Source organism: Streptomyces venezuelae, assembly GCF_008642355.1.
Taxonomy (GTDB): Bacteria; Actinomycetota; Actinomycetes; order Streptomycetales; family Streptomycetaceae; genus Streptomyces; species Streptomyces venezuelae_B.
Genome location: NZ_CP029193.1, coordinates 7,177,946 through 7,204,151 on the forward strand (window position 1 = coordinate 7,177,946; position 26,206 = coordinate 7,204,151).

Genomic DNA, 26,206 nt, shown 5'->3' on the forward strand with positions numbered 1-26,206 from the left:
CGCGCATCTCCGGCCACCCATACGGAAAGATGCCTCCTGACATCGTCAGGGAGGAGTGACCGAAGGTGACCGAGGAACCGCGTCCCACTCTGGAGGCCGTGGCCGCTCGTGCCGGGGTGTCCAGGGCCACCGTCTCGCGCGTCGTCAACGGGGACCCGGGGGTGCGGGAGGTGCTCGCGGAGAAGGTGCGGCGGGTCGTCGACGAGCTCGGGTACGTGCCCAACCGGGCCGCCCGGAGCCTCGTCACGCGGCGCCACGACGCGGTCGCCGTGGTGATCGCCGAGCCCGAGACGCGGGTCTTCGCCGACCCGTTCTTCGCGCTGCAACTGCGCGGCATCAGCAAGGAGTTGACGGCGCACGACATTCAGCTCGTGCTGCTGCTCACCGAGGGGCGGGACGATCACGAGCGGGTCGGGCGGTACCTCGCGGGCGGGCACGTCGACGGCGCGCTCGTCTTCTCGCTGCACCTGGACGACCCGCTGCCCGGCATCATCCGCCGCGCCGGGGTCCCGACGGTCTTCGGCGGGCGCCCCGGCTGGCCCCAGGCGGAGGGCGGCGGGCCGGACGCGCCCTACGTCGACTGCGACAACCGGGGCGGGGCGCGGGACGCGGTGCGACACCTGGTCGGTCTCGGGCGGCGCCGTATCGCGCACATCACCGGTGCCCTCGACCAGACCTCCGCGGTCGACCGGCTCGACGGGTACCGCGACGCGCTGCCCGACGTCGACCCCGCACTGATCGCCGAGGGCGACTTCACCCCGGCGGGCGGGGAGCGCGCGATGCGGGAACTCCTCGACCGTACGCCCCAGTTGGACGCCGTTTTCGCGGCCAACGACCTGACCGCGTCCGGCGCCCTCCGGGTGCTCCGTGAGCGGGGCCGCAGGGTGCCCGACGACGTGGCGGTGGTCGGCTTCGACGACATGCTCCCGGTCGCCGAGCAGACCGAACCGCCCCTCACCACGGTCCGTCAGGACATCGAGGAGATGGGGCGGTTGATGGCAGGAATGCTGCTCCAGGGGAGGGCAGGTCAGGAGCGCGGGACCGGTGCGGAGGGGGAGGCGGAGAGCGGCGCCGGGCCCGCCGGTGTGGTCCTGCCGACGTCCCTGGTGCGCCGCGCCTCCGCGTAAGGGGTCTTGCGGAAAAGTCGCGAAGGGCGTGTCGGGATCTACGAACCCACGCTCACCGTGAATCGTCGCGGATTGCCGTCGTGTGCCGCGCCCGACACGTCCGGCTGCCCGTCGGGGCGTACGTCGTCGTACGGGAAGGCGTACCCGATGGGGGAGTTGGCGTGCACCACGCGTGACCAGTGGTTGGTCACCGGGTCCCGATAGTAGTCCGCCGTGCTCGTGCCGTTCGGCTGCTGGGGGTGGGTGAGCATGATGCTGCGGTTGAATCCTGCCGCGAGCCGGGCCAGCAGGCCCTTCTTGTCGTCGGGGTCATTCGGGTTGTTGGCGAACGGGCCGTGGTTGCAGGTGAAGATGTCCTTGGAGGTCGGCTTGGGGAAGGAGTGGCCGCCGTTGAACGTCAGGACGTCGCCGTTCACCCGGCCGGTGAACACGCCGCGTCCGCCCTGCAGATCGATCCGGAGATCCGTGCCGCGGTACTTGTCCCACACCTTGTCGATGTAGCTGTTCCACACGTCGCGGAACGGCATCTGGCCCGGGCGGTCGAAGTACGGCGCCATGAGGTTCTGCGGTGAGATGACGCGCAGGACACCACCGTCGTCACCACGGATGACCAGCTTGTCCCAGGGCTGTCCGTCCTTGCCCGCCTGCGCCGTCAGGTCCGCCGCGATCCTGTCGACGGCGCCGTCGGGCAGCGGGGCGACGGTGTGCCTGCCGTCGCCCTCCAGGGTCAGGCCGATGGGCAGCGCGGTCACCAGGTCGACGTAGCTGATGTTGGCGTACAACTGCTGCGGGTTGAAGGTGAACTCGCAGAACGACCACGTGCGGCCGTAGTTGGGGTCCGCGCGGGTCGCGAAGGCGGGCTCGACCAGGGCGGGGCCCGGGTTGAGGAAGAAGTCCAGCTTGTCGTCGCGCACGAAGTAGACGCGGGCGCCGAACATCTGAGGCAGGGTCAGGACCTTGGGCGCGGACCCGGCTGCACTGAGCGGGATGGCGCAGTCGACCGGCAGCGGGGTCTGCGGGGCCGAGGGCGACTCGGGACGGTAGACGCCGCCGTCCGGCTTGAGCAGCACCCAGCGGCCGGTGCCCTGCTCGTGCCCTGTGACGTAGGCGCGCACCTGGCCGGGGAGCGACTTGTTCGCGAGGGCCAGCTCGCAGGTGGCGGGCGCGGCCCTGCCGCCCGCCGTGCCCGCCTGGGCGCCGGGGCTCAGGGCGCTGCCCCAGGCGGGGTAGGTGAGGGCGCCCGCGGCGCCGGCTGCGGTGGTCAGGAACGTTCGACGCGATATCACGGAAGGTCTCCTGCGCGGTTGCGTGGGGGGATGCGGTGTGGGGGGCACCACTGTCCCGACGGGCGATTGCGGCGTCAAGAGTTGTGACTGAGAGCGCTCTCACAAATGTTTTTCGTTCATCAAATGACGTGGTGAGGGCGCCGGCCGGCTCCGGCGGGACGATTGTCAGTGGCGGGTGCCAGACTTCTGAGTGCGGGAGAGAGATCCGACAAAGGAGTCGATCATGCTCAATAACCGTTTCATGACAGGTGCACCCGTCTGGGTGGACATGTGTGCTCCTGACCTCGGCAGCGTCAGCGGGTTCTACCGCGAGCTGTTCGGCTGGGAGCTCCAGCAGGGAGCCGCGGACGTCGGCGGCTACAGCCAGTACCAGCTCTCGGGCCGCACCGCCGCGGGCGCGATGGCCATATCGGGCGACGAGGCCGCACCGGCCTGGACGCTCTACTTCCGCACGCCGGACGTCGACGCGACGGTGAAAGCGGTCGAACAGGCGGGTGGCAGCACGCTCTTCGAGGCCGTGGACATCCTCGACCTCGGCCGCATGGCGGGCCTCGTCGACGCCGCGGGCGTTCCGTTCTCCGTGTGGCAGCAGGGCGAGCTCAAGGGCCTCGATGTCCTGAACGAACCGGGCGGTCTCCTCTGGACCGAGCTGTACACCCCGGACGTCGCCGCGGCCACCGCGTTCTACGGCGCCGTGTTCGGCTGGCAGACCACCGAGGCGGCCTTCCCCGGCGGGTCGTACACGATGGTGCACCCGGCGGACGGCTCGGCGGACGACATGTTCGGCGGCATCGTGCCGCTGGCGAGCGATCCCTCCGAGACCGGGGCGTACTGGCTGCCGTACTTCCAGGTGGACGACTGCGACGCCGCGGTTGCCAGGGCCCGGGAAGGCGGCGGCGCGGTGCGCATGGAGCCCGTCTCGATGGAGGGCGTGGGGCGCTTCGCGAAGCTCGCGGACCCGGCGGGGGCGAAGTTCGCGGTGCTGCAGCCGTCGCCGCCCGGGGAGCAGGGGCGGTAGGCCCGGCGCGAGGTCGGGGGCACGGCCTTCGGTGCTCGGTTCCATGGCCCAGCGGGCCGGAACCGGGTGCCGAAGCGCCGTTTCGTGATGCCCGTGGCTGGGCAGCCCTCACCGGGGTGTTCGCCGGGCACAGCCGCCGAGAGGCCGGTCAGGCGGTCGTTGATCGTTCGTTGATCGGTTGTTTCGCGCGGTGGGGCAGCATCGGTGCCATGCAGATCGAGATGACAGCCGAGCCCGAACTCGCCTGGCAGGAGCAGGCTCTGTGCGCCCAGACCGGAGCCGAGTTCTTCTTCCCCGAGCCCGGTAGCTCGGTGCGCGAGGCGAAGGACATCTGCCGGATGTGCGACATGCGCACGGCCTGCCTGGAGTACGCACTGAACAACGACGAGCGGTTCGGCGTCTGGGGTGGCCTCTCCGAGAAGGAGCGGTACGCCCTCAGACGCGAGACCCGCGCCTGAAAGACCGCTACGCGCCGGTACGGCGATGACCCCGAACCCGCGGGCCCCTGATGATCAGGGAGCCCGCGGGTTCGCGGCCTGTCAGGCGTAGGTCACCACGAACCGACGCGTCCCCGCGGGGACCCGCACGTCGTCGCCGGAGACGGGCAGCTGCCGCCCGTCGGCCGCCACCGACCGCACCTGTCCGAACCGGCACGGATAGACGTACCGCACCCGCTCCGGAGCCTCGGTCACCTCCACCGTCACCGTCCGGCGGCCCCCGTCGTGCGTGAGCCGGTAGCCGAAGGGCTCACCGAACAGCGTCGGCGCGGACTCGACGGCCACCGTCTGCCCGTCCGGCACCCAGTGCGGACGTACGCCGGGCGCGATGTACATGTGCGGATCGTGGTCCTCGTCCGCCTCGAACAGCAGGATGTCGCGGATCAGGAGCAGGTATTCCGCGGCGGCCCAGCCGTGTGGGATGTCACCCATGTACCAGTGCCGGGAGGGCACTTCGTGGAAGTCCGACGCGATCGTGAAGGCGTGCTGCTCGTTCCAGGCACCGAGTGCGACCGCCCGCTCCTCGGCCCGCGGGAACGCGGCCCCCACGATCCAGCCGAGCAGCGCGTCCGCCCGCGCCGGGTCACCCGCGAGCAGGCAGGCGTGCGCCAACTGCGTGGTGAGGTAGGGGCCGTAGGCGTTCCACGCCGCCTCGTGCCGGTAGCCGCCCCGCACGAAGTGGGCGTACATGGTGTCGAGCGTGAAGCGTGCCGCCGCGTCGATGTCGGTGCCGAGCTTGCTGCCCATGTGCAGCCGCAGCGGGTGGAAGAACGCCGCCGTGCCGATCATCGTCGAGTCGAGCCTGCCGACGTCGCCGGGACCGGTCGGGATGAACGTCTCCCAGGCACCGCGCCTGCGCTGCTCCGCGAGGACCCAGCGCACCGATGCCGCCGTGGCCCGCTTCACGTCGTCGAAGGCCGCCCACAGTTCGGGCACGTCCGGCGAGCCGATGCGCTCCGCGAGGCGCGCCGCCTCGTACAGACCGGCGAGCGCCCACAGGTCGTCCCAGTAGTGCGGCTTGTCGCGCTCGCCGAGGTGTTCGGCGCTCCAGCCGCTGTGCAGCAGTCCGTACTGGTCGCGGTTGTCCCGCAGCCAGCGGGCGCCGTCGATCACGTACGGCGTGTAGAGCTTCGCGCCGAACGCGGCGGCGCGGCCCTTCGTGCGGTCGAAGCGGCCGATGGCCCAGAGCGCCTGCCCGTTGCTGTCCCACTCGCGGTCGTCCCGTTCGTGCGGACCGCCGTAGAAGCCGTACTCGGCGCACGGCCCGATCCGGCCCGTGCCGCGGTTGAACTTCAACGGGTAGTGCGTGCCCAGCTGGTGTTCGGCGAGCGCGCCGTCGCCCACCAGCGAGCAGGCCGTGGCCTCCACGGACGAGTCGCGGATCCAGAACGAGTCGTACACGGTGGGGCCGGGGTGGATCTCCCCGTGGTCGGAGAGGATGAGCAGCTGCGACCGCGACTGGCGGAACAGGTCCGTCAAGTGCGCGACGGGCTGGGGGAGTTCGGGCTGCAGGCCCTGTCCCAGGAGCTTCGTCGTCCAGAACGCCCGGTTGGCCTCCTCCAGCTCACCGGCCGGCACGGACCTGATCTCCGCGAGGTCGTTCGCCCCGCTGTACAGGTCGACGGGCAGCCGCACGTCCAGCTCGAACACCTCGTCGTCGACGACCCGGAACGGCCACGCGAACGCCGCGCTGCACAACCCCGCGACCTGGTCCTGAGCCTGCCCGGCGCCGTTCAGCTTGCCGCCGTTGACCAGGTCGTGGAACGGGCTGTGCGTCAGATAGGAGGCCGGGTCTGCACTGAAGTCCGGGTTGCCGTACACGCCGTACTGCTCGGGCACGGTGTCGAACACCGGACCCCAGCCGCTGTTCGTCTCCACCCGGTTCTCCACCGGCAGATACCGCAGGAACGTCAGCCTCCGGTCGGTGATCTGCCGCCCGTTGCGGTCGTGCCGCTGGAAGCCGCTCGGGCCCGCGGGCATCACCGCCGCGCACAGCCGGCCCTCGCGCGGCTGCCCGGTCGCGGTGCCCACCGTCACGCGGGTCACCACGAGATCGCGCTGCCGCGCGCCGACGGGCGTCGCGAAGGTGCGCTGCACGAACTCGACGCCGTCCGGAGCGCGGAAGTCCGTGAGGACGACCGGCAGGTGCGGTGCCTCCATGCGCTGCGACACCGTGCCGTCGCCGGGCAGCTGCGGCAGGTGCAGGGCGCCCGTCGCAGGGTCGTGGAGGAAGAAGAACAAGCAGTACTTGTCGTAGACCGGCTCGATCTCACCGGCCTGACCGATCAGTGACTCCTGACGGTGGTCCTTCACGCCCACCATGTGCCAGTAGCGGTACAGGGCATTGGAGGCCAGGGCGGCTTGTTTCGTCTCGTACGTTCCCGAGTCGAAGTCGTCGCTCCAGCGCCGGAAGGCCTGTTGCGCCCACCACGGCACGGGACAGGGCACGTTCGCCCGTCCCGCCCAGCTGCGCCACATGACCTCGTAGAACATCCACTCATGGGTCTGCGCCATCTGCGCCATGGGTTCACCCCCTGGCCCACCGTCGCACCGAGTGGGGCGGTCGTAAATCCACCGGGGCGGGTGGTCAGGCGCCCCGCGCCGCCATCCGTGCCTTGCGCGCGGCCAGCTTCTCGTCGAACTTCGACGCCTCCGCGTCGAGCCCGCTCATGAAGAAGCCCAGCTCCTCCTGCGCCTTGAGGCCCTCGGGGCCGAGTCCGTCGATCTCCAGGACCTTCAGGAAGCGCAGCACGGGCTGCAGCACGTCGTCATGGTGGATGCGCATGTTGTAGACCTCGCCGATGGCCATCTGCGCGGCGGCGCGCTCGAAGCCCGGCATGCCGTGGCCCGGCATGCGGAAGTTGACGACCACGTCGCGCACCGCCTGCATGGTGAGGTCGGGCGCGAGCTCGAAGGCGGCCTTCAGGAGGTTGCGGTAGAAGACCATGTGCAGGTTCTCGTCCGTGGCGATGCGTGCCAGCATGCGGTCGCAGACCGGGTCGCCCGACTGGTGGCCGGTGTTGCGGTGCGAGATGCGGGTCGCGAGCTCCTGGAAGGCGACGTACGCGACGGAGTGCAGCATCGAGTGGCGGTTGTCCGACTCGAAGCCCTCGCTCATGTGCGCCATCCGGAACTGCTCCAGCTGGTCCGGGTCGACGGCGCGCGAGGCGAGGAGGTAGTCGCGCATCACGATGCCGTGCCGGCCCTCCTCGGCGGTCCAGCGGTGCACCCAGGTGCCCCAGGCGCCGTCACGGCCGAAGAGGGAGGCGATCTCGTGGTGGTAGCTGGGGAGGTTGTCCTCGGTGAGCAGGTTGACCACCAGGGCGATGCGGCCGATGTCGGTGACGGGGGACTGGCCTTTCCCCCACGCCTCGCCGTCCTCGAAGAAGCCGGGGAAGTTCCGGGCGTCCGAGAACGGGACGTACTCGTGGGGCATCCAGTCCTTGGCCACCTTGAGGTGGCGATTGAGTTCCTGCTCGACCACTTCCTCCAGCGCGTAGAGCAGCCGGGCGTCGGTCCAGCTGTCCGCGCTGCCGAGATGGGGAGAGGTGATCGTCACGAGGGCTCCAGGGGGACGGGAGTACAGAGGGTTCCATGGGCGGTGCGAGCGGTGCACTACCTACGGTTTCGTAGGTTACGTTTCCGTAGGTTAAACCCTCCGTAAAGAGGCGGTGAGCCCGCCCCCCAGCCGCACCCGCCGCCTCGCAGGCCTCACCACTGGTCAGGCGTACAGGTCACGGAGTCGGACTGAGAGGCACGTCACACACCCTTCGAGCTTCTCGAATTCGCTGATGTCCACCGGAACCGGGTCGAATCCGAGATCGGCGAACAGCTCGGCGCTGCGGGGCGCGCTCGCCGCCATGAGCAGATGTGAGCCGCCGAGCAGCACCACGTGCGCGCCGGCCTCCTCCGGTACGGGCAGGAGGCGCGGGAAGAGCGAGGGGCTGTCGACGAGCGGCTCGTACCCGATGACCGTCCCGTCGGGCAGCGCCGTCACGGCGGACTTCAGATGCAGGACCTTGGCCACGGGCACCGAGACGACCCGCGCCCCCAGCGGCTCGAAGACGGCCCGCAGCTGCCGTACCCCCTCGGCGTTCGTCCTGCCGCCCCGCCCGACGTACAGGGTGTCGCCGATCTTGAGCACGTCACCGCCCTCCAGCGTGCCCGGCTCCCACACCCAGTTGACCGAGCACCCGAGCCTGCCCACCGCCTCCTCGACGCCCGTCGTCTCGCCCCGCCGGGAGCGGGCGCCGGACCGGGCGATCAGGGCCACGTTCCGGAAGACGACGACCGCGTCCTCCACGAACACCGAGTCGGGGCACGCGTCCGCCGGCTCCACCTCGAAGGTCTCCCAGCCGTGCGCGTCCAGCGCCTCGACGTACGCCTCCCACTGCCGCAGCGCGAGGCGCGCGTCGACCGGGGTGCGTTGCAGGTGGGTGACCAGGCCCTCCGCGAGGCGCGGGCTCGGGCGGCGGATCAGGGCCTTCTTGCTGGGCACGGGCGGCTCTCCTCACGCGGGCACGCTGGGTGGCCGCAACATCATGCAGCGCGCCGCCCGCCCCCGCCCAGAGCGCCTCGCAAGTGCTCCGCCGTGAACGAGCCCTCGGTCCGCAGCAGTTGCTCCGGTGTCCCCTCGAAGACGACCTGCCCGCCGTGCTTGCCGCCGTCGGGACCGAGGTCGATCACCCAGTCCGCGTGCTTGACGACGTCGAGGTTGTGCTCGACGACGATCACGGTGTTTCCGGCGTCGACGAGCCGGTCGAGGAGGGCGAGCAGCCCGTCGATGTCCGCCATGTGGAGTCCGGTGGTGGGCTCGTCCAGGACGTAGGTCGTGCCTGTGCGGTGCAACTGGGTGGCCAGCTTGATGCGTTGGCGCTCACCGCCGGAGAGGGTGCTCAGGGGCTGCCCGAGCGTGAGGTAGGTCAGGCCCACGTCCCGCAGTGCTTCCAGCCGACGGCGTACCGACGTGTCGTCGAGGCGCGCGAAGAAGTCCAGGGCCTGCTCGGCGGTCATCTCCAGTACGTCCACGACGGACCGGCCGCCGACGGTGAGCCGCAGCACCTCCTCCTTGAAGCGGCGCCCTTCGCACACCTCGCACGTCGTGGTCACCGGGTCCATGAACGCCAAATCGCTGTAGATGACCCCGCGCCCCTGGCAACGCTCGCACGCGCCCTGCGAGTTGAAGCTGAACAGGCTCGCCTTCGCGCCGGTCTCGCGCGCGAACAGCTTGCGCACCGTGTCCATGATCCCGAGGTACGTCGCCGGGGTGGAGCGGCCGGAGATGCCGATGGACGACTGGTCCACGACGACGGCGTCCGGATACGCGTCGGTGTAGGCCTTCGACACCAGGGTGCTCTTGCCGGAACCCGCGACGCCGGTGACGGCCGTGAGGATCCCGGTGGGCACCCGCACGCTCACGTTCTTGAGGTTGTGCAGATCCGCGTTCTTGACCCAGTGGCCGCCGACGGCCTCGCGCGGGTGCTTCTTGATGCCGGTGGCGCGCCGCAGGTGGCGGCCGGTGAGGGTGTCGGCCCGGCGCAGCTCCTCCGGTGTGCCCTCGAAGACGACCAGGCCGCCTCCGGTCCCGGCCGCCGGGCCCATGTCGACGACGTGGTCGGCGATCGAGATCACGTCGGGATCGTGCTCGGCGACCAGGACGGTGTTGCCCTTGTCGCGCAGCCGCAGCAGGAGGTCATTGAGGCGCCCCACGTCACGCGGGTGCAGGCCGACGCTCGGCTCGTCGAAGATGTATGTCATGCCGGTGAGGCTGGACCCGAGATGGCGCACCATCTTGAGGCGCTGTCCCTCGCCCCCGGAGAGTGTCGACGTCTCACGGTCCAGGCTGAGATAGCCGAGGCCGATCGCCTCGATCCGCTCCAGTGCCGCCACGGCGGCAGCCGCGATCGGCCCCGCCACCGGATCGTCGACACGTCCCAGCTCGCCGATCAGGTCGGTGACCTCCATCCGGGTGCAGTCGGCGATGCCCAGGCCGTTGACGCGGGTGGCGAGTGCCGCCGGGTTGAGGCGGGCCCCGTGGCAGGCCGGACAGGGCCCCTCGTTCAGGAACCCCTGCACCATGTCGCGGGTCCGCTGGGAGAGCGCGGACAGGTCGCGGTTGAGGTAGAGCCGCTCGAAGCGGTCGGCGAGCCCTTCGTAGTCGATGTCGCGCGCGCCGCCCGTGTTGTCGACGTTCACCTTCCTCGTCGCGCGTCCGCCCCCGCCCCGCAGCAGGAACCGCCGTTCAGCGGCGGTGAATTCGCCGACCGGCTTGTGCGTGTCCAGGTCGGGCGTGTTCGTGTACGTCTGGCCCTGCCAGGTGCCCACGGCGAACGGCGGGAAGCGGATCGCGCCGTCCGCCAGGGACCTGGCCGGGTCGAGGATGCGGTCGTAGTCCGGCCTTACCGTACGCCCGAGCCCGTCGCACTCCGTGCACATGCCCGTCGGGTCGTTGAACGAGTACGCCGTGGCCGGACCCGCGCTCGGCGTGCCGTGCCGGGAGAACAGCACGCGGATCACGGAGTAGATGTCCGTCATCGTGCCGACGGTGGAGCGGGAGTGGCCGCCGATCGGCTTCTGGTCGACGACGATCGCGGGGGAGAGCTCCTCGATGGCGTCCGCGTGCGGCCGCTCGTACTTCGGCAGCCGGTTGCGGACGAACCAGGTGAACGTCTCGTTCAGCTGCCGCTGCGACTCCACCGCGATCGTGTCGAAGACGACCGACGACTTCCCCGACCCCGACACGCCCGTGAAAACGGTCAGCCTGCCCTTGGGGATGCGGAGGCTGACCTCCTTGAGGTTGTTCTCGCGGGCGCCGTCGATGGCGATGTGACGGTGCGTGTCCAGGGGGGTGTCCTTGTGGTTCTGGTCCATGCACCCGAAGCTAGGCGGAATACCCGACAGCTTCTGTCTTCTTTTCCTGAGTGATCTCCTTGAGTTCTCCGTCGAGGAGCAGCCAGCGCGTGATGCCGATGGACTCCAGGAACGGCAGGTCGTGGCCGGCCACGATCAGCGCGCCCTCGTACGACTCCAGGGCCGTCGACAGCTGCTTCACGCTCGCCATGTCCAGGTTGTTCGTCGGCTCGTCGAGCATCAGGAGCTGCGGCGCGGGCTCCGCGAGCAGCAGCGCCGCCAGCGCCGCGCGGAACCGCTCGCCGCCCGACAGGGTCGCCGCCCGCTGATCGGCCTTGGCGCCCTTGAACAGGAAGCGGGCCAGTCGCGCCCTGACCCGGTTGTTGGTCGCGTCGGGAGCGTACGCCGCCACGTTCTCGGCGACGGTCAGCTCGCCGTCGAGCACGTCGAGCCGCTGCGGCAGGAAACGCGTCGGTACATGGGTCAGCGCCTCTCCGGACACCGGTTCGAGCTGCTTCGCGATGGTGCGCAGGAGCGTTGTCTTGCCCGCGCCGTTCCGGCCGATCAGCGCGATCCGTTCTGGCCCGCGCAGTTCGAACTCGCCCTTCACGCGGGCGCCGTAGCGCAGTTCGAGGTTGCTCAGGGTGAGCACGGTGCGCCCCGGGTGGACCAGGGTGTGGGGAAGGTCGACGCGGATCTCGTCGTCGTCCCGCACCGCTTCGACGGCGTCGTCGAGACGCTCCTTCGCCTCGGCGAGCCGCTCCTCGTGCAGGATGCGGTGCTTGCCCGCCGACTCCTGCGCCGCGCGCTTGCGGGCACCCATGATGATCTTGGGCTCCCGCTTCTGGTCCCACATCTTCTGGCCGTACCGCTTGCGGCGGGCCAACTTGACCTGCGCGTCCGCCAGTTCCCTCTTCTGCTTGCGCAGGTCGGTCTCGGCGACGCGCACCATGCGCTCGGCCGCCTCCTGCTCCACGGCGAGGGCTTCCTCGTACGCGCTGAAGTTGCCCCCGTACCAACTCACCTCCCCGTCACGGAGATCGGCGATCTGGTCGACCAGGTCCAGGAGTTCACGGTCGTGGCTGACGACGACCAGGACGCCCGGCCATGCCTCGACGGCCGCGTACAGGCGCCGACGGGCGTACAGGTCGAGGTTGTTGGTCGGCTCGTCGAGGAGCAGTACGTCGGGACGGCGCAGCAGCAGCGCCGCCAGACGCAGCAGCACCGACTCGCCGCCCGACACCTCGCCCGTGGTGCGGTCGAGACCGACGTGGCCGAGCCCCAGCTGGTCGAGGGTGGCGACGGCGCGCTCCTCGACGTCCCAGTCGTCGCCGACCGCGGTGAAGTGCTCCTCGCGCACGTCACCCGCCTCGATGGCGTGCAGCGCGGCGCGGGTCGCGGCGATGCCGAGCACCTCGTCGACGCGCAGGCCGGTGTCCAGGGTGACGTTCTGCGGCAGGTACCCGACGTCCCCGGCGACACGCACCGCGCCCTCGGTGGGCGTCAGCTCGCCCGCGACGAGCTTCAACAGGGTCGACTTTCCTGACCCGTTGACGCCGATGAGCCCGGTCCTGCCGGGCCCGAAGGAGACCTGGAGGCCGTCGAAGACGCCGGTGCCGTCGGGCCAGCCGAAGGAGAGCGACGTACAGCTGATGGAGGTGGGGTGAGTAGACATACGGGCCTCGCGGTTGCGTGGTGTGAAGCGCGGTCAGGGGCAACGCGTTCGAGACACCGCGGCGAAGGGAAGGCCGGAGAACGAGAAAAGGCCTGTGCCGGGGGACGGGACGGCTCGTTATGCCGAGGTCGCACACGGCGTGCACGGCAGCGAGGGCTGCGTGACGCGGTGTCTCATGACCTCAGACGAGCAACGTCCTACTCCTATCGACGGCAACAGAACCGTTGTACACCGTAGGTCGGGCTCCGGGGTGTGTCAACGTTTTATCGGGGGCCCGCACCCGGCCCGTGGACGCCGACCGAGGAGGCGCCGTGCACTACGGCACGCTGTCCCTGCCAGCCAGGCTCCTGCTCCTGACGTGGGACGGGGAGAAGCGGAAGTTCACCGGCGGGCCCGACGTGCACCTCGTCGTCCGCGCCGGGGCGCTGGCGGAGCTCGCCCAGCGCGGTGTGATCGTCGATACGGGCGGCACCGTCACCCCCGTGACCGGCGCACGCACGGGCGACACGGTCCTCGACGGACTCGCCGAGCTCATCGAGGAGTCCCGGCCGCGCAAGTGGCGCCGATGGATGACGTACCGCTCCGGGGGCACCCTGGACGCGGTCCGCGACCAGCTCACCGCCCACGGCTATCTGCGCCTGGAACGACGGCGCGTCCTCGGGCTCTTTCCCGTACGGCACTGGGAGCTGGAGCGCTCCGGCTACGCGGAGGCGCTGCAGGCCGACGCGGGCACGGTGCTGCGAGGCCCCCGGTCGGTCACGGAGGTGTCCGAGAGCGAGGCGGCCCTCGTGATGTGCGCGGCCACCGGCAAGGTGCGTCCGTTCGTCACCGGCAAGGACCGCAGGCGGTACAAGGACAGGATCGCCGAGCTCACCGACCGCGGCGGCGGGGCGTCGCTCGAGGTCACCCAGCAGATGCGCGCCCTCCGCAAGGCGCTGGCCTCGGCGATCGCGGCGGCGGAGATGGCGCGCTCGTCGAGCGGGGGAGACGGGGGCTCGGGCGACGGGGGCTGAGCGCGCAAGCCCGGCCGGCCATTCGCCCTCAGCAGGCGTCGCGCATCAGCTCGGCCAGGTCCTGGTCCAGGTCCACGTGCCGGCTCTCCTGACCGGCCGGCACCAGCGTCATCGTGCGGTGCAGGAAACGGCGGAGGTCGCCGGTGCGGATGTGGACGATCGCGGTGCCCTCGGGGGCGTGGAACTCGACGACCGTGCGGTCGAACCCGTACGGACGCACGCGCACGTCGCCGTCGCCCACCGCCCGCTCCACACCGTGGACGAGGAGCTCGCGGGCGAAGGTCCAGTAGACCTCGATGCCCTCCAGGGTCGCGGGAGCGGGGAAGCTCATGCGCACGGCGAACGGATCCCGCCGGTCGTAGTGGAGCGTCGCGGGAATGGTCGGCATCCGCGGCTCGGCGGCGACCAGGCGGGCCTCTACGGCTTGCTCGATGACGGTGGACAACGCCTGCTCCCTCACTGACTGCTGGACGACTGGGGTCGGCACTTGAATAGACGACGGAAAGACCGGATGCGTGCACACGAGGGCGGTTCGGAGCGAGTGACCTCTGTCACCGCGACACCCTGGCGGGGCCCGCGGTTCCCGGTGACCACCTCATGGGGGACGCCTTCAGGCCATCTGGACGAGGCCCCGCGCGTCGGCTAGCTTCGCCCGCCATGAGGGGCATGGGGAAGACGAAGTCGACGAGGCGGATGGTACTGACGGGACTGTGCGGCGCGGTGCTCGCCGGATCCGTCCTCGGCGCGCCGGGCGCCGCGGGGGCGGACGGCGGCACGCACCACCCGGACCGGGGTCCGCGCTGGCAGCTCAAGGACAGCGGCACCGACGCCCGCTTCCGGGGACTGGCCGCCGTCAGCCGCGACACGGCGTGGGTGGCCGGTACGAAGGGGACGGTGCTGCGCACCGCCGACGGCGGCAGGACGTGGCGGGAAGTCTCCCCGCCCGGCGCCGCCGGTCTTGAGTTCCGCGACATCGAGGCGTTCGACGGCCGCCGCGCCGTGGTCCTCGCCATCGGCGAGGGGGACGCGTCGCGGGTGCTGCGCACCGAGGACGGCGGGGCCACCTGGACGGAGTCGTTCCGCAACACCGACGCCAAGGCGTTCTACGACTGCATGACCTTCTTCGACCGGCGCCACGGTCTGGCGATGAGCGATCCCGTCGACGGGAAGTTCCGCATCCTGTCCACCGCCGACGGGGGCCGGTCCTGGAAGGTCCTGCCGAGCGCCGGAATGCCCGCGGCGCAGGAGGGCGAGGCGGGCTTCGCGGCGAGCGGCCAGTGCCTGGTGAGCAACGGGTCCCGGGACGTGTGGATGGCCACGGGAGGCGCCGCACGCGCGCGCGTCCTGCACTCCGCGGACCGCGGACGGACGTGGCGGGCCACCGACGCGCCGATCCCGGCCGGTGACCCGGCCCGCGGCGTCTTCGGGCTCGCTTTCCGCGACCGCGCGCACGGCATCGCCGTCGGCGGCGACTACCGCGCCGACCAGCCCTCGCCGAAGGCGGCGGCGGTCACCCGGGACGGCGGCCGCCGCTGGGACCCGGCGGGGAAGCCGCCGTCCGCCTACCGCTCGGGCGTCGCGTGGTTCCCGCACAGCCGCTCCACGGCGCTCGCGGTCGGCCCGACGGGCACGGACGTCACGACGGACGGCGGCCGGAGCTGGCGGACGGTCGACACCGGGTCGTACGACACCGTGGACTGCACACCCGACCGGGGCTGCTGGGCCGCGGGCGAGAAGGGGCGGATCGCCCGCCTCGAAGGGCGGCCCTGACGAGCTTCCCCAGCGGGCGTCAGGCGGGGAGCTGCTCGCGGTACGTCGCGAGGGCCGGGGCCGTCTTCGTCGCGTAGAACTCGGTGATCCGGTACGCGCACACCTCGGCCGCCGTGAACGGGTCCTCCGCGACGATCCTCTCGATCTCCGCGCGGTCCCGCGCGACGGCGATGATCACGCCGCCGTCGCGCGGGTTCTTGCGCCCCGACGCGATGAAGACGCCGGCCTCGTACTGCTCGTCGAGCCAGGCGACATGGGCTTCCAGCAGGTCGTCGACGGCGGAGACCGGCGCGGTGTAGGTCAATTCGAGAATGAACATGATCGCGAGGCTACCGGGCGGCCCGCGGGGCGATGCATCCCGCGGGCCGCGCCGACGCTGTCGCGTGGCTCGTGCGTCTAGTCGGTGACTTCGATCTTCCCGTTGGCCGAGGAGACCGGGGAGGCCGTGGCGGCGGGGCTCGCCGCCTTGCCGCCCGTGATGCCCTTGAGGAGCTCGGCGAGGTCGACCCCCGTGGTGGAGCTGAGCAGCTCCATGCCCTGGGCGACGTTGTCGGCGACCGTACGGGACAGCTGTCCGGCACCGTCCGTCGAGATCACCGTCATCTTGTCCACCGCGGCGAGCGGCTCGGACGCCTTGCCGACCACGCTCGGCAGGACCTCGACGAGCATCTGCAGGACGGCCGCGTCACCGTACTGCGCGAACGCGTCGGCCTTCTTGCGCATCGCCTCCGCCTCCGCGGCGCCCCGCGCGCCGATCGACGCGGCCTCGGCCTCACCTTCCAGGCGTACGGCATCGGCGAGCGCGGCACGGTGCGCCTTCTCGCCCTCACCGGTCAGACGGGCCCGCTCCGCGTCGGCCTCGGCCTGCTTGACCAGGCCGATCCTGCGGGCCTCCGCCTCCTGCTCGGCCTGGTAGCGCGCGGCGTCGGCGGGCTTGCGGACCTGTGTGTCCAACTCGCTGTCGGTGAGCGCCGCCTGGCGCTTGGCGACCTTCTCCTGCTCGGTGAGCACGTCCTGCTGCCGTGCGGCCTCGGCGAGCGGCCCCGCGGCGCTCGCCCGCGCCGCCGCCTCGTCCGTCTCGGCCTTGATCTCGGCCTGCTTGAGGTAGAAGGTCCGCTGCGCGACGGCGATCTCCTCCTCCGCCTTCAGCCGTGCCTGCTCGGCGGCGCGGCGCGCCACGGCCTCGGCGATGTCCGCCTCCTGCTTGGCGCGGGCGGCCTCCGGGCGGCCGAGGTCCTCCAGGTAGGAGCCCTCGGTGGTGATGTCCTGGATCTGGAAGGCGTCGAGGACCAGGCCCTGCCCGGAGAGGCTGGCCTCGGCCTCCTCGGCGACCTGCCCGGCGAACGCGGCACGGTCCCGGATGATGTCCTCGACCGACATGCGTCCCACGATGGAGCGCAGCGCGCCGGAGAGCACTTCCTGGGTGAAGCCGACGATGCCGTCCTGCTGCACGAGGAAGCGCTGGGCGGCGGCGCGTATCGAGTCCTCGGTGCCGCCGACCTTCACGATGGCGACGCCTTCGAGGTTCGCCTTGACGCCGCGCAGCGTGACCGCGCCCCGCACGGCGATCGGGATGTGCCGCGAGGACAGGTCGAGGGTGAACTTCTGCTGCACGAACGGCACGACGAAGACGCCGCCGCCGACCACGACCTTCTGGCCGCTGTTGTCGGTCATGACCCGGCCGGTGTCCGGATCCGTGGACTTCTTGCCGCGCCGGCCGGTCACGATGAAGGCCTCGCTGGGCCCGGCGACCTTGTAACGCGTGATGACGACGAGCGCCAGCAGGACGAGGAGTACGACGACTCCCACGACCGGGATCAGGACTGGACTCATGGTGCATTCCCCCCTTGCCACCCGGGGACGGCAGATCGGTTGCGAAGGTTGGTGAGCGGTGAACGGCGGGCCGCCGGGAGCAGGGGCCGTGTCAGCGTTCGACGGGCCGGACCGCCACCGATGTCGGCGACAGTGCCGCGTCGACCCAGATCTCCGTGCCCCTGGCCACCGCGGCGGAGCTGCGGGCCGCGTACTTCACGCGCTGGCCCGCGAGGTGCAGCAGCACCTCGCCGTAGCCGTCGGCCGGAATCGCCGTGACCACGGACCCCGCGGTGCCCACGAGGTCGTCGCCGCGCGGCGTGGGCGCGGTCTGGTCGCGCATCAGGGCGCGGGTGAGCTTCCATGTCAGCCAGCCCGCCCCGGTACCGGCGCAGGCTCCCGCGACGGTGGCGGGACCGGCGCCGAGCCCGGTCGTGCCGAGCACCAGCGCTCCGCCGAAGCCGAGCATGGAGACGAATCCGGCGACGACCGGAAGGGACAGGAGCCCGTCGAAGAGCCCGTCCAGTGCCCCCGCTCCTCCGAAGAGCCCTTCCAGGACCCCGTCGAGGAGGAGCGAGAGCACCAGCAGCACGATCCCCGCGATGCCGAGACCCAGAAACACCGTCATCGGATCACTTCCCCCGTCGCGCCGTTCACCTCGGTACGGGGGAATGCTGACATGGCGGACCGACACCGTTCATTGCCTGAACCCGGCAATCTTTACGCGTCTTTAATGCCGGGCGCCTTTGTCCGTGAGCCGCGGTCGCGGGACGGGCGTTTTCGCGCCAACTAGGCTTCCCCGCACTATGAGCAGCTACGCGATGCCCTCCGACTGGCCCACCGACGAGCGGACGGCGCGCGCCGTCCAGGACGGACTGCGCACCCGCGTGGTCCTCGACGAGGCGGGCCCGCCGCCCGGCACGGGCCACGTGACGGGCGTGGACGTCGCGTACGACGACGAGCGGGACGTCGTGGCCGCCGCCGTCGTGGTCCTGGACGCCGCGACGCTCGACGTGGTCGAGGAGGCGACCGCGGTCGGCAAGGTGGCGTTCCCCTATGTGCCCGGCCTGCTCGCGTTCCGCGAGATCCCGACGGTCCTGGCGGCGCTGGGCGAGCTGCGGTCGGACCCCGGGCTCGTCGTCTGCGACGGCTACGGAGTGGCCCACCCGCGCCGTTTCGGCCTGGCCAGCCACCTCGGCGTCCTGACGGGACTGCCCACCATCGGTGTCGCCAAGAACCCCTTCACCTTCGTGTACGAGGATCCGGCGGCCGTGCGGGGGAGCGCGTCGCCGCTGCTGGACGGCGCGGAAGAGGTCGGCCGTGCGCTGCGCACCCGCGAGGGCGTGAAGCCGGTCTTCGTCTCGGCGGGCCACCGGGTCTCCCTGGACCGGGCCTGCGCGCACACCCTGCGCCTCACGCCCCGCTACCGGCTGCCGGAATCCACCCGCCGCGCGGACGCGCTGTGCCGCTCCGCGCTGCGTGCGGCGGCGGGGTGAAGCCCGGAGGGCGGCCGGTTGAAAGCCGGAAAGACGAGCGGGTTAGCATATGAGCGCCGCCTAGCTCGAAAGATACTCCTGTGACTGTCAATGACGACTCGTTCACCAATTGGAAGCACCGCGAGGAGATCGCGGAGTCGATGATCCCGATCATCGGGAAGCTGCACCGCGAGCGGGACGTGACGGTCCTGCTGCACAGCCGCTCCTTGGTGAACAAGTCGGTGGTCAGCATCCTCAAGACCCACCGATTCGCCCGGCAGATAGCCGGTGAGGAGCTCTCGGTCACCGAGACGCTGCCGTTCCTGCAGGCCCTCACCACGCTCGACCTCGGCCCGTCGCAGATCGACCTGGCCCTGCTCGCGGAGGCCTACAAGGCCGACGACCGCGGCCTGACCGTCGAGCAGTTCACCGCCGAGGCGGTCGCCGGTGCCATCGGCGCCGACAAGGCCGAGGGCGGCGAGGGCCGCGACGTCGTCCTGTACGGCTTCGGCCGCATCGGGCGTCTCGTCGCCCGCCTCCTCATCGAGAAGGCCGGCTCGGGCAACGGCCTGCGGCTGCGCGCCATCGTCGTGCGCGGCGGCGGCGAGCGGGCCGCCGAGGACATCGTGAAGCGCGCCTCGCTGCTGCGCCGCGACTCCATCCACGGTCAGTTCCAGGGCACGATCACCGTCGACGAGGCGAACGGCACGATCGTCGCCAACGGCAACGAGATCAAGGTGATCTACGCCAACGACCCGTCCGAGGTCGACTACACGGCGTACGGCATCAAGGACGCCATCCTCGTCGACAACACCGGCAAGTGGCGCGACCGCGAGGGCCTCTCCAAGCACCTGCGTCCGGGCATCGACAAGGTCGTCCTGACCGCTCCGGGCAAGGGCGACGTCCCGAACATCGTGCACGGCGTCAACCACGACACGATCAAGCCGGACGAGCAGATCCTGTCCTGCGCCTCCTGCACCACCAACGCGATCGTCCCGCCGCTCAAGGCGATGGCGGACGAGTTCGGCGTGCTGCGCGGCCACGTGGAGACCGTCCACTCGTTCACCAACGACCAGAACCTCCTGGACAACTACCACAAGGCCGACCGCCGGGGCCGCTCCGCGCCGCTCAACATGGTCATCACCGAGACCGGCGCCGCCTCCGCCGTCGCGAAGGCGCTGCCCGACCTCAAGGCCCCGATCACCGGCAGCTCGATCCGCGTGCCCGTGCCGGACGTCTCGATCGCCATCCTCAGCCTGCGCCTGGGCCGCGAGACCACCCGCGACGAGGTCCTCGACCACCTGCGCGACGTGTCGCTGCACTCGCCGCTGAAGCGCCAGATCGACTTCACGACGGCGCCCGACGCCGTGTCGATGGACTTCGTCGGGTCGCGCCACGCGTCGATCGTCGACGCCGGTGCCACCAAGGTCGACGGCGACAACGCGATCCTCTACCTCTGGTACGACAACGAGTTCGGCTACTCGTGCCAGGTCATCCGGGTCGTCCAGTACGTCTCCGGGGTCGAGTACCCGACCTACCCCGCGCCGGTGGCCTGACCACCGGACCGCCGCACCATGTGAAGATGCCCCGCACGCGCGCGTGCGGGGCATCTTCCGGTCGCCTACCTATGCGGTGCGTCGCGCTCCGCCACCACCCGGAACGTGAGCCCCGCCGCCCGCAGCCGCTCGATCAGCGCGTCACCCATCGCCACGGCCGTCGTGACCTGCCCGGCCGTCGGCGGCAAGGAGTCCAGGGCCAGGCACAGTGCCGACTCTCCCAGCATCCGCGCCGTCTCGCCGTACCCCGGGTCGCCCCCCGAGACCTCGGTGAACACCCGCTTCCCGCCGCCCTCGCCGACGAACCGGACCGAGAACCACGACGCCGCACGGCGCGCCTCGTCGGGGCCGTCCCCGGGCTTCAGGCGCGCGGACAGCCACCGCCGCGCGGGCGGCAGCTGCGCCACCGCGAGGAGCCCGCCGAGGGCCACGGGGGCGCCCAGCGCGACCGGCAGCGACTTCACGGCCGCGTAGTGCCGGTAGCGGAAGTCCGGTCCGTACCGCTCCAGGGTGCGCGCCGAGCGCTGCACCACCTGCGGGTCGATCGTCGGCAGCGGCAGCGCCCACGCGCCGACCTCGCTCGCATACCGGGGCGCGCCGGGCGGAGCGTACGCCTTGCGCCCCACCGGGCGGGGTTCGTGCCGTCGGCGGTCCTTCGCTGCGGCGACCATCTGCGGGCCCCGCCCGAACTGGTTGAGCGCGGAGGCGAAGGTGCCGCCGGAGAACCGCGCGCCCACCCGGACGAATCCGTCCACGCGCAACGGGACGTCCTCCGGCAGTTGCTGGACGGTGAAGTACGCGCCCAGGTCGTGCGGAACGGAGTCGAAGCCGCAGGAGTGCACGAGTCGCGCGCCGGTCTCCCGCGCGCGGGCGTCGTGCTTCACGTACATGAGGTCGACGAACTCCGGCTCGCCGGTCAGGTCCACGTAGTCCGTGCCCGCCTCCGCGCACGCCCCGACCAGGTCCTGTCCGTACGTCAGGTACGGACCGACGGTGGAGGCGACCACGCGCGCGTGGGAGGCCATGTCCCGCAGGGACGCGGCATCCGCCACGTCGGCGCGGACCAGCGGGAGTTCGGCGCACGCCGGATTGATCGCGGAAAGCCGCTCGCGCAGCGCTTCGAGCTTGCCGGTGTCGCGCCCGGCGATGGCCCACCGCACCCCTTCGGGGGCATGGGCGGCGAGATGCTCCGCGGTGAGCATCCCCACGAAACCTGTCGCTCCGAAGAGCACGATGTCGTACACGCGCTCACTGTCCTCGTCCTTCGCGCGCTCGCCGGCCTTGCTGTTGCCGCTCTTACGACTGGTCATGGCACCTCTCCGCCGTGGGCCCCCGCGCAGTTGTCGGTGGCCGAGGCTAGCGCGCTTCGCGACGGCGCGGCCAGAATTGACTGAGCGCTTGCTCGTCAGGGGCTTGTGCGCGGTGGAACACGTTCTTAGCATCACTGGTGTTACATCAGTTGTGTCATAGTGCTGGGGGCTCAATGACGATGCCGGGCAAGGGTGTTCACGGACCGCTCGCCGGAGTGCGCGTGGTCGAGCTGGCGGGCATCGGGCCAGGACCGTTCGCGGCCATGCTGCTCGCCGACCTCGGCGCCGACGTCGTGCGCGTCGACCGGCCCGGCGGCGGTGGCCTCGCGATCAACCCCGAGTACGACGTGACCAACCGCAACAAGCGGTCCGTCGTCGTCGACCTCAAGGCGGACGAGGGACCGGCTCGCGTCCTCGACCTGGTCGAACGCGCCGACGTCCTCATCGAGGGCTACCGGCCCGGAGTCGCCGAGCGCCTCGGCGTGGGCCCCGACGCCTGCCACGCCCGCAATCCGAAGCTGGTCTACGGCCGCATGACCGGCTGGGGGCAGGAAGGGCCGCTCGCCCAGCGCGCGGGCCACGACATCGCGTACATCGCCATCACCGGCACCCTCGGCATGATCGGCAACCCCGACGAGCCGCCCGCCGTCCCCGCGAACCTCGTGGGCGACTACGCGGGCGGCTCGCTCTACCTCATCGTCGGCATCCTCGCCGCGCTGCACCACGCGCGCGAACACGGCACCGGGCAGGTGGTGGACGCCGCCATCGTCGACGGCGCGGCCCACCTCTCCACGATGATCCACGGCATGCTCGCGGCCGGCGGCTGGCAGGACCGGCGCGGCGCCAACCTCCTCGACGGCGGCTGCCCCTTCTACGGCACGTACGAGACCGCGGACGGCGGCTACATGGCCGTAGGCCCGCTGGAGCAGCAGTTCTACGACGAGTTCACCGCCCTGCTCGGCCTCGCCGACACCGCGCCCGCCCGCAAGGACCTGGCCCGCTGGGGCGAACTGCGCGAGGCCGTCGCCGCCCGCTTCAAGGACCGTACGCGCGACGAGTGGACGGCCGTCTTCCAGGACTCCGACGCGTGCGTGGCGCCCGTCCTGTCCCTGCGCGAGGCGCCCGCCCACCCGCACCTCGCGGCCCGCGGCACCTTCACCGACCACGGCGGCATCACCCAGCCCGCTCCCGCGCCCCGCTTCTCCGCCACCCCGGCGCGGATCCACAGCGGCCCCGCACAGCCCGGCGCCGACACCGCCGACGTGGCCCGCGACTGGGACGTCCCGGCCCTCACCCCCGCCTCGCCCCGAGTGACGACAGAGGAAGACCACTGATGCAGATCTCCGTACCGCTCTCCTACGCGGGCGACCCGCGCGAGGCCGCCGACAGCGCCGCCGCCCTGGAGTCCGCGGGCCTTGACGCCGTGTGGGTCGCGGAGGCGTACGGCTTCGACTCGCCCACGATCATGGGGTATCTGGCGGCGCGCACGGAACACATGAAGATCGGCGCCGCCATCCTCAACGTCTACTCGCGCACCCCCGCCCTCATCGCGCAGACGGCGGCGGGACTCGACGCGGTCTCCGGGGGCCGCGCGATCATCGGGCTCGGCGCGTCGGGCCCGCAGGTCGTCGAGGGCTGGCACGGCAAGCCGTACGACAAGCCGCTCGGCCGCACCCGCGAGACCATCGAACTGACCCGGCGCATCCTGCGCCGCGAGGTCATCGACCACCACGGCATCACGGACATGCCGCTGCCTCCGGAGAAGGGCGGCAGACTCGGCAAGCCCCTGAAGATCCTCACCCAGCCGGTACGGCCGGAAGTCCCGCTGTACGTCGCCTCCCTGGGGCCCGCCAACGTCCGCATGACCGCCGAGATCGCCGACGGCTGGCTGCCCACCCTCTTCCTCCCCGAAAAGGCCCACCAGGTGTGGGGTGCCCCGCTCGCCGAGGGCAAGGAGAGGCGCGATCCGGCCCTCGGACCGCTGGAGGTCGTCGCCGGGGGACTGCTCGCCATCGGCGACGACGCGGCGGCCGCACGGGACCTCGCCCGCCCGCAGATCGCCCTCTACGTAGGAGGCATGGGCGCCAAGGGGAAGAACTTCTACAACGACCTCGCCGTCGCGTACGGATACGGCACAGAGGCCGCGCGCATCCAGGAGCTCTACCTGGCGGGCAGGAAGAAGGAAGCCGAGGCCGCCGTACCGGACGAGTTCTGCGAGCTCATGTCGCTGTGCGGGCCAGAAGGCTACGTACGCGAGCGCGTCGAGGCCTTCCGCGCGGCCGGCGTCACCATGCTCAACGTCATTCCCGTCGGCCCCGAGCCGGCCAAGCTGATCGAAACCGTCAAGGGCTGGCTCTGAAGAGTCCGTCGGCTCACCCAGGGCTCCAGGAGGCCACGTACACATGAAGCGGCAGATCTTCTCCGCCGAGCACGACGCGTTCCGCGAGACCGTCCGCACCTTCCTCGCCAAGGAGGTGCTGCCCCACTACGAACAGTGGGAGAAGGACGGCATCGTCTCCCGCGAGGCCTGGCTCGCCGCAGGCAGGCAGGGGCTGCTCGGCCTCGCCGTCCCCGAGGAGTACGGAGGCGGCGGCAACGCCGACTTCCGCTACTCCGCGGTCCTCGCCGAGGAGTTCACCCGCGCGGGCGCCGCGGGCCTCGCCATCGGCCTGCACAACGACATCATCGGCCCCTACCTGACCTCCCTCGCCACCGACGAGCAGAAGCGCCGCTGGCTCCCCGGCTTCTGCACCGGCGAGACCATCACGGCCATCGCGATGACCGAGCCCGGCGCGGGCTCCGACCTCCAGGGCATACGCACCAGCGCCGAGGACCGCGGTGACCACTGGGTGCTCAACGGCTCCAAGACGTTCATCTCGAACGGCATCCTCGCCGACCTCGTCGTCGTCGTCGCCAAGACGTCCCCCGAAGGGGGTGCCCACGGCCTGTCCCTCCTCGTCGTCGAGCGCGGCATGGAAGGCTTCGAGCGGGGCCGCAACCTCGACAAGATCGGCCAGAAGTCCCAGGACACCGCCGAACTGTTCTTCAACGACGTACGCGTCCCCAAGGAGAACCTGCTCGGCGAGCTGAACGGCGCCTTCATCCACCTGATGACGAACCTCGCACAGGAACGCATGGGCATCGCCGTCGCCGGCATCGCCGCCGCCGAGCACCTCCTGGACATCACCACCACGTACGTGAAGGAGCGGGAGGCCTTCGGGCGTCCCCTCGCCAAACTGCAGCACATCCGCTTCGAGATCGCGGAGATGGCCACCGAGTGCGCCGTCACCCGCACGTTCCTCGACCGGTGCATCGTCGATCACTCGAACGGGGAACTCGACGCCGTGCACGCGTCGATGGCGAAGTGGTGGGCCACCGAACTCCAGAAACGCGTCGCCGACCGCTGCCTGCAACTGCACGGCGGCTACGGCTACATGGCGGAGTACCGCGTCGCCAAGGCCTTCACCGACGGACGCATCCAGACCATCTACGGCGGCACGACCGAGATCATGAAGGAGATCATCGGCCGCTCCCTCCTCGGCTGACCCGCACCCTCACCCTCCCGGACACCCCCGAAAGGCACACGCGTGACCACCGAAGCGTACGTATACGACGCGATCCGCACCCCGCGCGGACGCGGCAAGGCCAACGGCGCCCTGCACGGCACCAAGCCCATCGACCTCGTCGTCGGCCTGATCCACGAGATCCAGGCCCGCTTCCCCGATCTCGACCCGGCCGCCATCGACGACATCGTCCTCGGCGTGGTCGGCCCCGTCGGCGACCAGGGCTCCGACATCGCGCGCATCGCGGCCATCGCCGCCGGGCTGCCCGACACGGTCGCCGGCGTCCAGGAGAACCGCTTCTGTGCCTCCGGACTCGAAGCGGTCAACCTCGCCGCGATGAAGGTCCGCTCGGGCTGGGAGGACCTGGTGCTCGCGGGTGGCGTCGAGTCGATGTCACGCGTCCCCATGGCCTCGGACGGCGGCGCCTGGTTCGCCGACCCGATGACCAACTTCGAGACCGACTTCGCGCCGCAGGGCATCGGCGCGGACCTCATCGCCACGGTCGAGGGCTTCACGCGGCGCGACGTCGACGAGTACGCCGCGCTGTCCCAGGAGCGGGCCGCCGCGGCGTGGAAGGACGGGCGCTTCGCCCGGTCCGTCGTGCCCGTCAAGGACCGCAACGGGCTCGTCGTCCTCGACCACGACGAGCACATGCGCCCCGGCACCACCGCCGACTCGCTCGCCAAGCTGAAGCCGTCCTTCAAGGACATCGGCGACCTGGGCGGATTCGACGCGGTCGCGCTGCAGAAGTACCACTGGATCGAGCAGATCGACCACGTCCACCACGCGGGCAACTCCTCCGGCATCGTCGACGGCGCGTCGCTGGTCGCCGTCGGCACGAAGGAGGTCGGCGAGCGGTACGGGATCACTCCGCGCGCGCGGATCGTCTCCGCGGCCGTCTCGGGCTCCGACCCGCTGATCATGCTCACCGGGCCCGCGCCCGCCACGCGCAAGGCGCTCGCCAAGGCGGGGCTCACGATCGACGACATCGACCTCGTCGAGATCAACGAGGCGTTCGCCGCGGTGGTGCTGCGCTTCGTGAAGGACATGGGGCTGTCCCTGGACAAGGTGAACGTCAACGGGGGTGCGATCGCGCTCGGTCACCCGCTGGGCGCGACCGGCGCGATGATCCTCGGGACGCTCGTGGACGAGCTGGAGCGGCGGGACCTGCGGTACGGGCTGGCCACGTTGTGCGTGGGCGGAGGCATGGGCATCGCCACGATCGTCGAGCGGCTGTAGGGGGCGCGCCGTGGGG

The 26,206-nt window shown here is 71.1% G+C and carries 22 protein-coding genes; 11 read left to right on the forward strand and 11 right to left on the reverse strand.

What is annotated here, in order from left to right; translation table 11 throughout:
• The first annotated feature begins 65 nt into the window (after positions 1–65).
• Positions 66–1,127: a LacI family DNA-binding transcriptional regulator gene (locus DEJ47_RS32830; RefSeq protein ID WP_150174472.1), complete on the forward strand. Its 1,062-nt coding sequence runs from the start codon at positions 66–68 to the stop codon at positions 1,125–1,127.
• Between the two features lie 38 nt (positions 1,128–1,165).
• On the opposite strand, the gene DEJ47_RS32835 is transcribed toward DEJ47_RS32830, so the two are convergent.
• On the reverse strand, positions 1,166–2,413 hold the full coding sequence (locus DEJ47_RS32835) for a glycoside hydrolase family 64 protein (RefSeq protein ID WP_150174474.1): 1,248 nt from the start codon (positions 2,411–2,413) through the stop codon (positions 1,166–1,168).
• A 223-nt stretch (positions 2,414–2,636) separates the two neighbouring features.
• Here DEJ47_RS32835 and DEJ47_RS32840 point away from each other — a divergent pair, with 223 nt between their 5' ends.
• A complete protein-coding gene (locus DEJ47_RS32840; protein ID WP_150174477.1) occupies positions 2,637–3,431 on the forward strand; it encodes a VOC family protein in 795 nt (264 codons plus the stop codon).
• A 209-nt stretch (positions 3,432–3,640) separates the two neighbouring features.
• Entirely contained in the window at positions 3,641–3,889 is a 249-nt protein-coding gene (locus DEJ47_RS32845) for a WhiB family transcriptional regulator (protein WP_150174479.1), read from the forward strand.
• An 81-nt stretch (positions 3,890–3,970) separates the two neighbouring features.
• On the opposite strand, the gene DEJ47_RS32850 is transcribed toward DEJ47_RS32845, so the two are convergent.
• From DEJ47_RS32850 to DEJ47_RS32870, 5 genes are all read right to left on the reverse strand, one after another.
• Entirely contained in the window at positions 3,971–6,451 is a 2,481-nt protein-coding gene (locus DEJ47_RS32850) for a hypothetical protein (RefSeq protein ID WP_150174482.1), read from the reverse strand.
• 64 nt (positions 6,452–6,515) lie between these two features.
• Complete coding sequence (locus tag DEJ47_RS32855) at positions 6,516–7,487, reverse strand: acyl-ACP desaturase (RefSeq protein WP_150174486.1); 972 nt, start codon at positions 7,485–7,487, stop codon at positions 6,516–6,518.
• A gap of 162 nt (positions 7,488–7,649) precedes the next feature.
• Positions 7,650–8,426, reverse strand: a complete 777-nt coding sequence (gene ddaH, locus DEJ47_RS32860; RefSeq protein ID WP_150174488.1) for a dimethylargininase — start codon at positions 8,424–8,426, stop codon at positions 7,650–7,652.
• A 41-nt stretch (positions 8,427–8,467) separates the two neighbouring features.
• Positions 8,468–10,798, reverse strand: a complete 2,331-nt coding sequence (locus DEJ47_RS32865; protein WP_150174491.1) for an ATP-binding cassette domain-containing protein — start codon at positions 10,796–10,798, stop codon at positions 8,468–8,470.
• Positions 10,799–10,808: 10 nt separating this feature from the next.
• The gene (locus tag DEJ47_RS32870; protein ID WP_150174493.1) at positions 10,809–12,452 is read right to left on the reverse strand and encodes an ABC-F family ATP-binding cassette domain-containing protein; all 1,644 of its coding nucleotides are present in this window, start codon (positions 12,450–12,452) and stop codon (positions 10,809–10,811) included.
• A 311-nt stretch (positions 12,453–12,763) separates the two neighbouring features.
• Here DEJ47_RS32870 and DEJ47_RS32875 point away from each other — a divergent pair, with 311 nt between their 5' ends.
• The gene (locus DEJ47_RS32875; protein WP_161236689.1) at positions 12,764–13,465 is read left to right on the forward strand and encodes a GOLPH3/VPS74 family protein; all 702 of its coding nucleotides are present in this window, start codon (positions 12,764–12,766) and stop codon (positions 13,463–13,465) included.
• 28 nt (positions 13,466–13,493) lie between these two features.
• Here DEJ47_RS32875 and DEJ47_RS32880 read toward each other — a convergent pair whose 3' ends face one another.
• On the reverse strand, positions 13,494–13,910 hold the full coding sequence (locus DEJ47_RS32880) for an SsgA family sporulation/cell division regulator (protein ID WP_150174498.1): 417 nt from the start codon (positions 13,908–13,910) through the stop codon (positions 13,494–13,496).
• A 221-nt stretch (positions 13,911–14,131) separates the two neighbouring features.
• On the opposite strand from DEJ47_RS32880, the gene DEJ47_RS32885 reads away from it, so the two are divergent.
• Positions 14,132–15,235, forward strand: a complete 1,104-nt coding sequence (locus DEJ47_RS32885) for a WD40/YVTN/BNR-like repeat-containing protein (protein WP_398338831.1) — start codon at positions 14,132–14,134, stop codon at positions 15,233–15,235.
• Positions 15,236–15,254: 19 nt separating this feature from the next.
• On the opposite strand, the gene DEJ47_RS32890 is transcribed toward DEJ47_RS32885, so the two are convergent.
• The 3 genes from DEJ47_RS32890 to DEJ47_RS32900 form a co-directional block, all read right to left on the reverse strand.
• The gene (locus DEJ47_RS32890; protein WP_150174500.1) at positions 15,255–15,554 is read right to left on the reverse strand and encodes a YciI family protein; all 300 of its coding nucleotides are present in this window, start codon (positions 15,552–15,554) and stop codon (positions 15,255–15,257) included.
• Between the two features lie 77 nt (positions 15,555–15,631).
• The gene (locus DEJ47_RS32895) at positions 15,632–17,068 is read right to left on the reverse strand and encodes a flotillin family protein (RefSeq protein WP_150174503.1); all 1,437 of its coding nucleotides are present in this window, start codon (positions 17,066–17,068) and stop codon (positions 15,632–15,634) included.
• 91 nt (positions 17,069–17,159) lie between these two features.
• Positions 17,160–17,675 carry a hypothetical protein gene (locus DEJ47_RS32900; RefSeq protein WP_150174506.1) on the reverse strand — a complete coding sequence of 172 codons (516 nt, stop codon included), beginning with the start codon at positions 17,673–17,675 and terminating at the stop codon, positions 17,160–17,162.
• A 178-nt stretch (positions 17,676–17,853) separates the two neighbouring features.
• Here DEJ47_RS32900 and DEJ47_RS32905 point away from each other — a divergent pair, with 178 nt between their 5' ends.
• Together DEJ47_RS32905 and DEJ47_RS32910 are read left to right on the forward strand one after the other, a co-directional pair.
• Positions 17,854–18,543, forward strand: a complete 690-nt coding sequence (locus tag DEJ47_RS32905) for an endonuclease V (RefSeq protein WP_150174508.1) — start codon at positions 17,854–17,856, stop codon at positions 18,541–18,543.
• A gap of 80 nt (positions 18,544–18,623) precedes the next feature.
• Positions 18,624–20,078, forward strand: a complete 1,455-nt coding sequence (locus DEJ47_RS32910; RefSeq protein WP_150174511.1) for a glyceraldehyde-3-phosphate dehydrogenase — start codon at positions 18,624–18,626, stop codon at positions 20,076–20,078.
• A gap of 65 nt (positions 20,079–20,143) precedes the next feature.
• On the opposite strand, the gene DEJ47_RS32915 is transcribed toward DEJ47_RS32910, so the two are convergent.
• Positions 20,144–21,388: a saccharopine dehydrogenase family protein gene (locus DEJ47_RS32915; protein ID WP_150174514.1), complete on the reverse strand. Its 1,245-nt coding sequence runs from the start codon at positions 21,386–21,388 to the stop codon at positions 20,144–20,146.
• A 179-nt stretch (positions 21,389–21,567) separates the two neighbouring features.
• Between DEJ47_RS32915 and DEJ47_RS32920 the strand changes: the two genes are divergently transcribed.
• From DEJ47_RS32920 to DEJ47_RS32935, 4 genes are read left to right on the forward strand one after another with little or no spacing between them, the layout of a single operon-like run.
• The gene (locus DEJ47_RS32920; RefSeq protein WP_150176034.1) at positions 21,568–22,722 is read left to right on the forward strand and encodes a CaiB/BaiF CoA transferase family protein; all 1,155 of its coding nucleotides are present in this window, start codon (positions 21,568–21,570) and stop codon (positions 22,720–22,722) included.
• Entirely contained in the window at positions 22,722–23,747 is a 1,026-nt protein-coding gene (locus DEJ47_RS32925) for an LLM class F420-dependent oxidoreductase (protein ID WP_150174517.1), read from the forward strand. Before DEJ47_RS32920 ends, DEJ47_RS32925 begins: the two co-directional genes overlap by 1 nt.
• A gap of 43 nt (positions 23,748–23,790) precedes the next feature.
• Positions 23,791–24,933 carry an acyl-CoA dehydrogenase family protein gene (locus tag DEJ47_RS32930; RefSeq protein WP_150174520.1) on the forward strand — a complete coding sequence of 381 codons (1,143 nt, stop codon included), beginning with the start codon at positions 23,791–23,793 and terminating at the stop codon, positions 24,931–24,933.
• A 42-nt stretch (positions 24,934–24,975) separates the two neighbouring features.
• On the forward strand, positions 24,976–26,190 hold the full coding sequence (locus DEJ47_RS32935; RefSeq protein ID WP_150174523.1) for an acetyl-CoA C-acetyltransferase: 1,215 nt from the start codon (positions 24,976–24,978) through the stop codon (positions 26,188–26,190).
• Positions 26,191–26,206: the final 16 nt, after the last annotated feature.

What these genes read in the sequence shown, in the direction of transcription:
- DEJ47_RS32900 (WP_150174506.1), bottom strand. Translation starts at nt 17,675, where the DNA reads ATGACGGTGTTTCTGGGTCTCGGCATCGCGGGGATCGTGCTGCTGGTG.
- DEJ47_RS32885 (WP_398338831.1), top strand. Translation starts at nt 14,132, where the DNA reads ATGGGGAAGACGAAGTCGACGAGGCGGATGGTACTGACGGGACTGTGC.
- DEJ47_RS32915 (WP_150174514.1), bottom strand. Translation starts at nt 21,388, where the DNA reads ATGACCAGTCGTAAGAGCGGCAACAGCAAGGCCGGCGAGCGCGCGAAG.
- DEJ47_RS32870 (WP_150174493.1), bottom strand. Translation starts at nt 12,452, where the DNA reads ATGTCTACTCACCCCACCTCCATCAGCTGTACGTCGCTCTCCTTCGGC.
- DEJ47_RS32925 (WP_150174517.1), top strand. Translation starts at nt 22,722, where the DNA reads ATGCAGATCTCCGTACCGCTCTCCTACGCGGGCGACCCGCGCGAGGCC.
- DEJ47_RS32850 (WP_150174482.1), bottom strand. Translation starts at nt 6,451, where the DNA reads ATGGCGCAGATGGCGCAGACCCATGAGTGGATGTTCTACGAGGTCATG.
- DEJ47_RS32905 (WP_150174508.1), top strand. Translation starts at nt 17,854, where the DNA reads ATGAGCAGCTACGCGATGCCCTCCGACTGGCCCACCGACGAGCGGACG.
- DEJ47_RS32895 (WP_150174503.1), bottom strand. Translation starts at nt 17,068, where the DNA reads ATGAGTCCAGTCCTGATCCCGGTCGTGGGAGTCGTCGTACTCCTCGTC.
- DEJ47_RS32920 (WP_150176034.1), top strand. Translation starts at nt 21,568, where the DNA reads ATGCCGGGCAAGGGTGTTCACGGACCGCTCGCCGGAGTGCGCGTGGTC.
- DEJ47_RS32890 (WP_150174500.1), bottom strand. Translation starts at nt 15,554, where the DNA reads ATGTTCATTCTCGAATTGACCTACACCGCGCCGGTCTCCGCCGTCGAC.
- DEJ47_RS32845 (WP_150174479.1), top strand. Translation starts at nt 3,641, where the DNA reads ATGCAGATCGAGATGACAGCCGAGCCCGAACTCGCCTGGCAGGAGCAG.
- DEJ47_RS32930 (WP_150174520.1), top strand. Translation starts at nt 23,791, where the DNA reads ATGAAGCGGCAGATCTTCTCCGCCGAGCACGACGCGTTCCGCGAGACC.
- DEJ47_RS32865 (WP_150174491.1), bottom strand. Translation starts at nt 10,798, where the DNA reads ATGGACCAGAACCACAAGGACACCCCCCTGGACACGCACCGTCACATC.
- DEJ47_RS32840 (WP_150174477.1), top strand. Translation starts at nt 2,637, where the DNA reads ATGCTCAATAACCGTTTCATGACAGGTGCACCCGTCTGGGTGGACATG.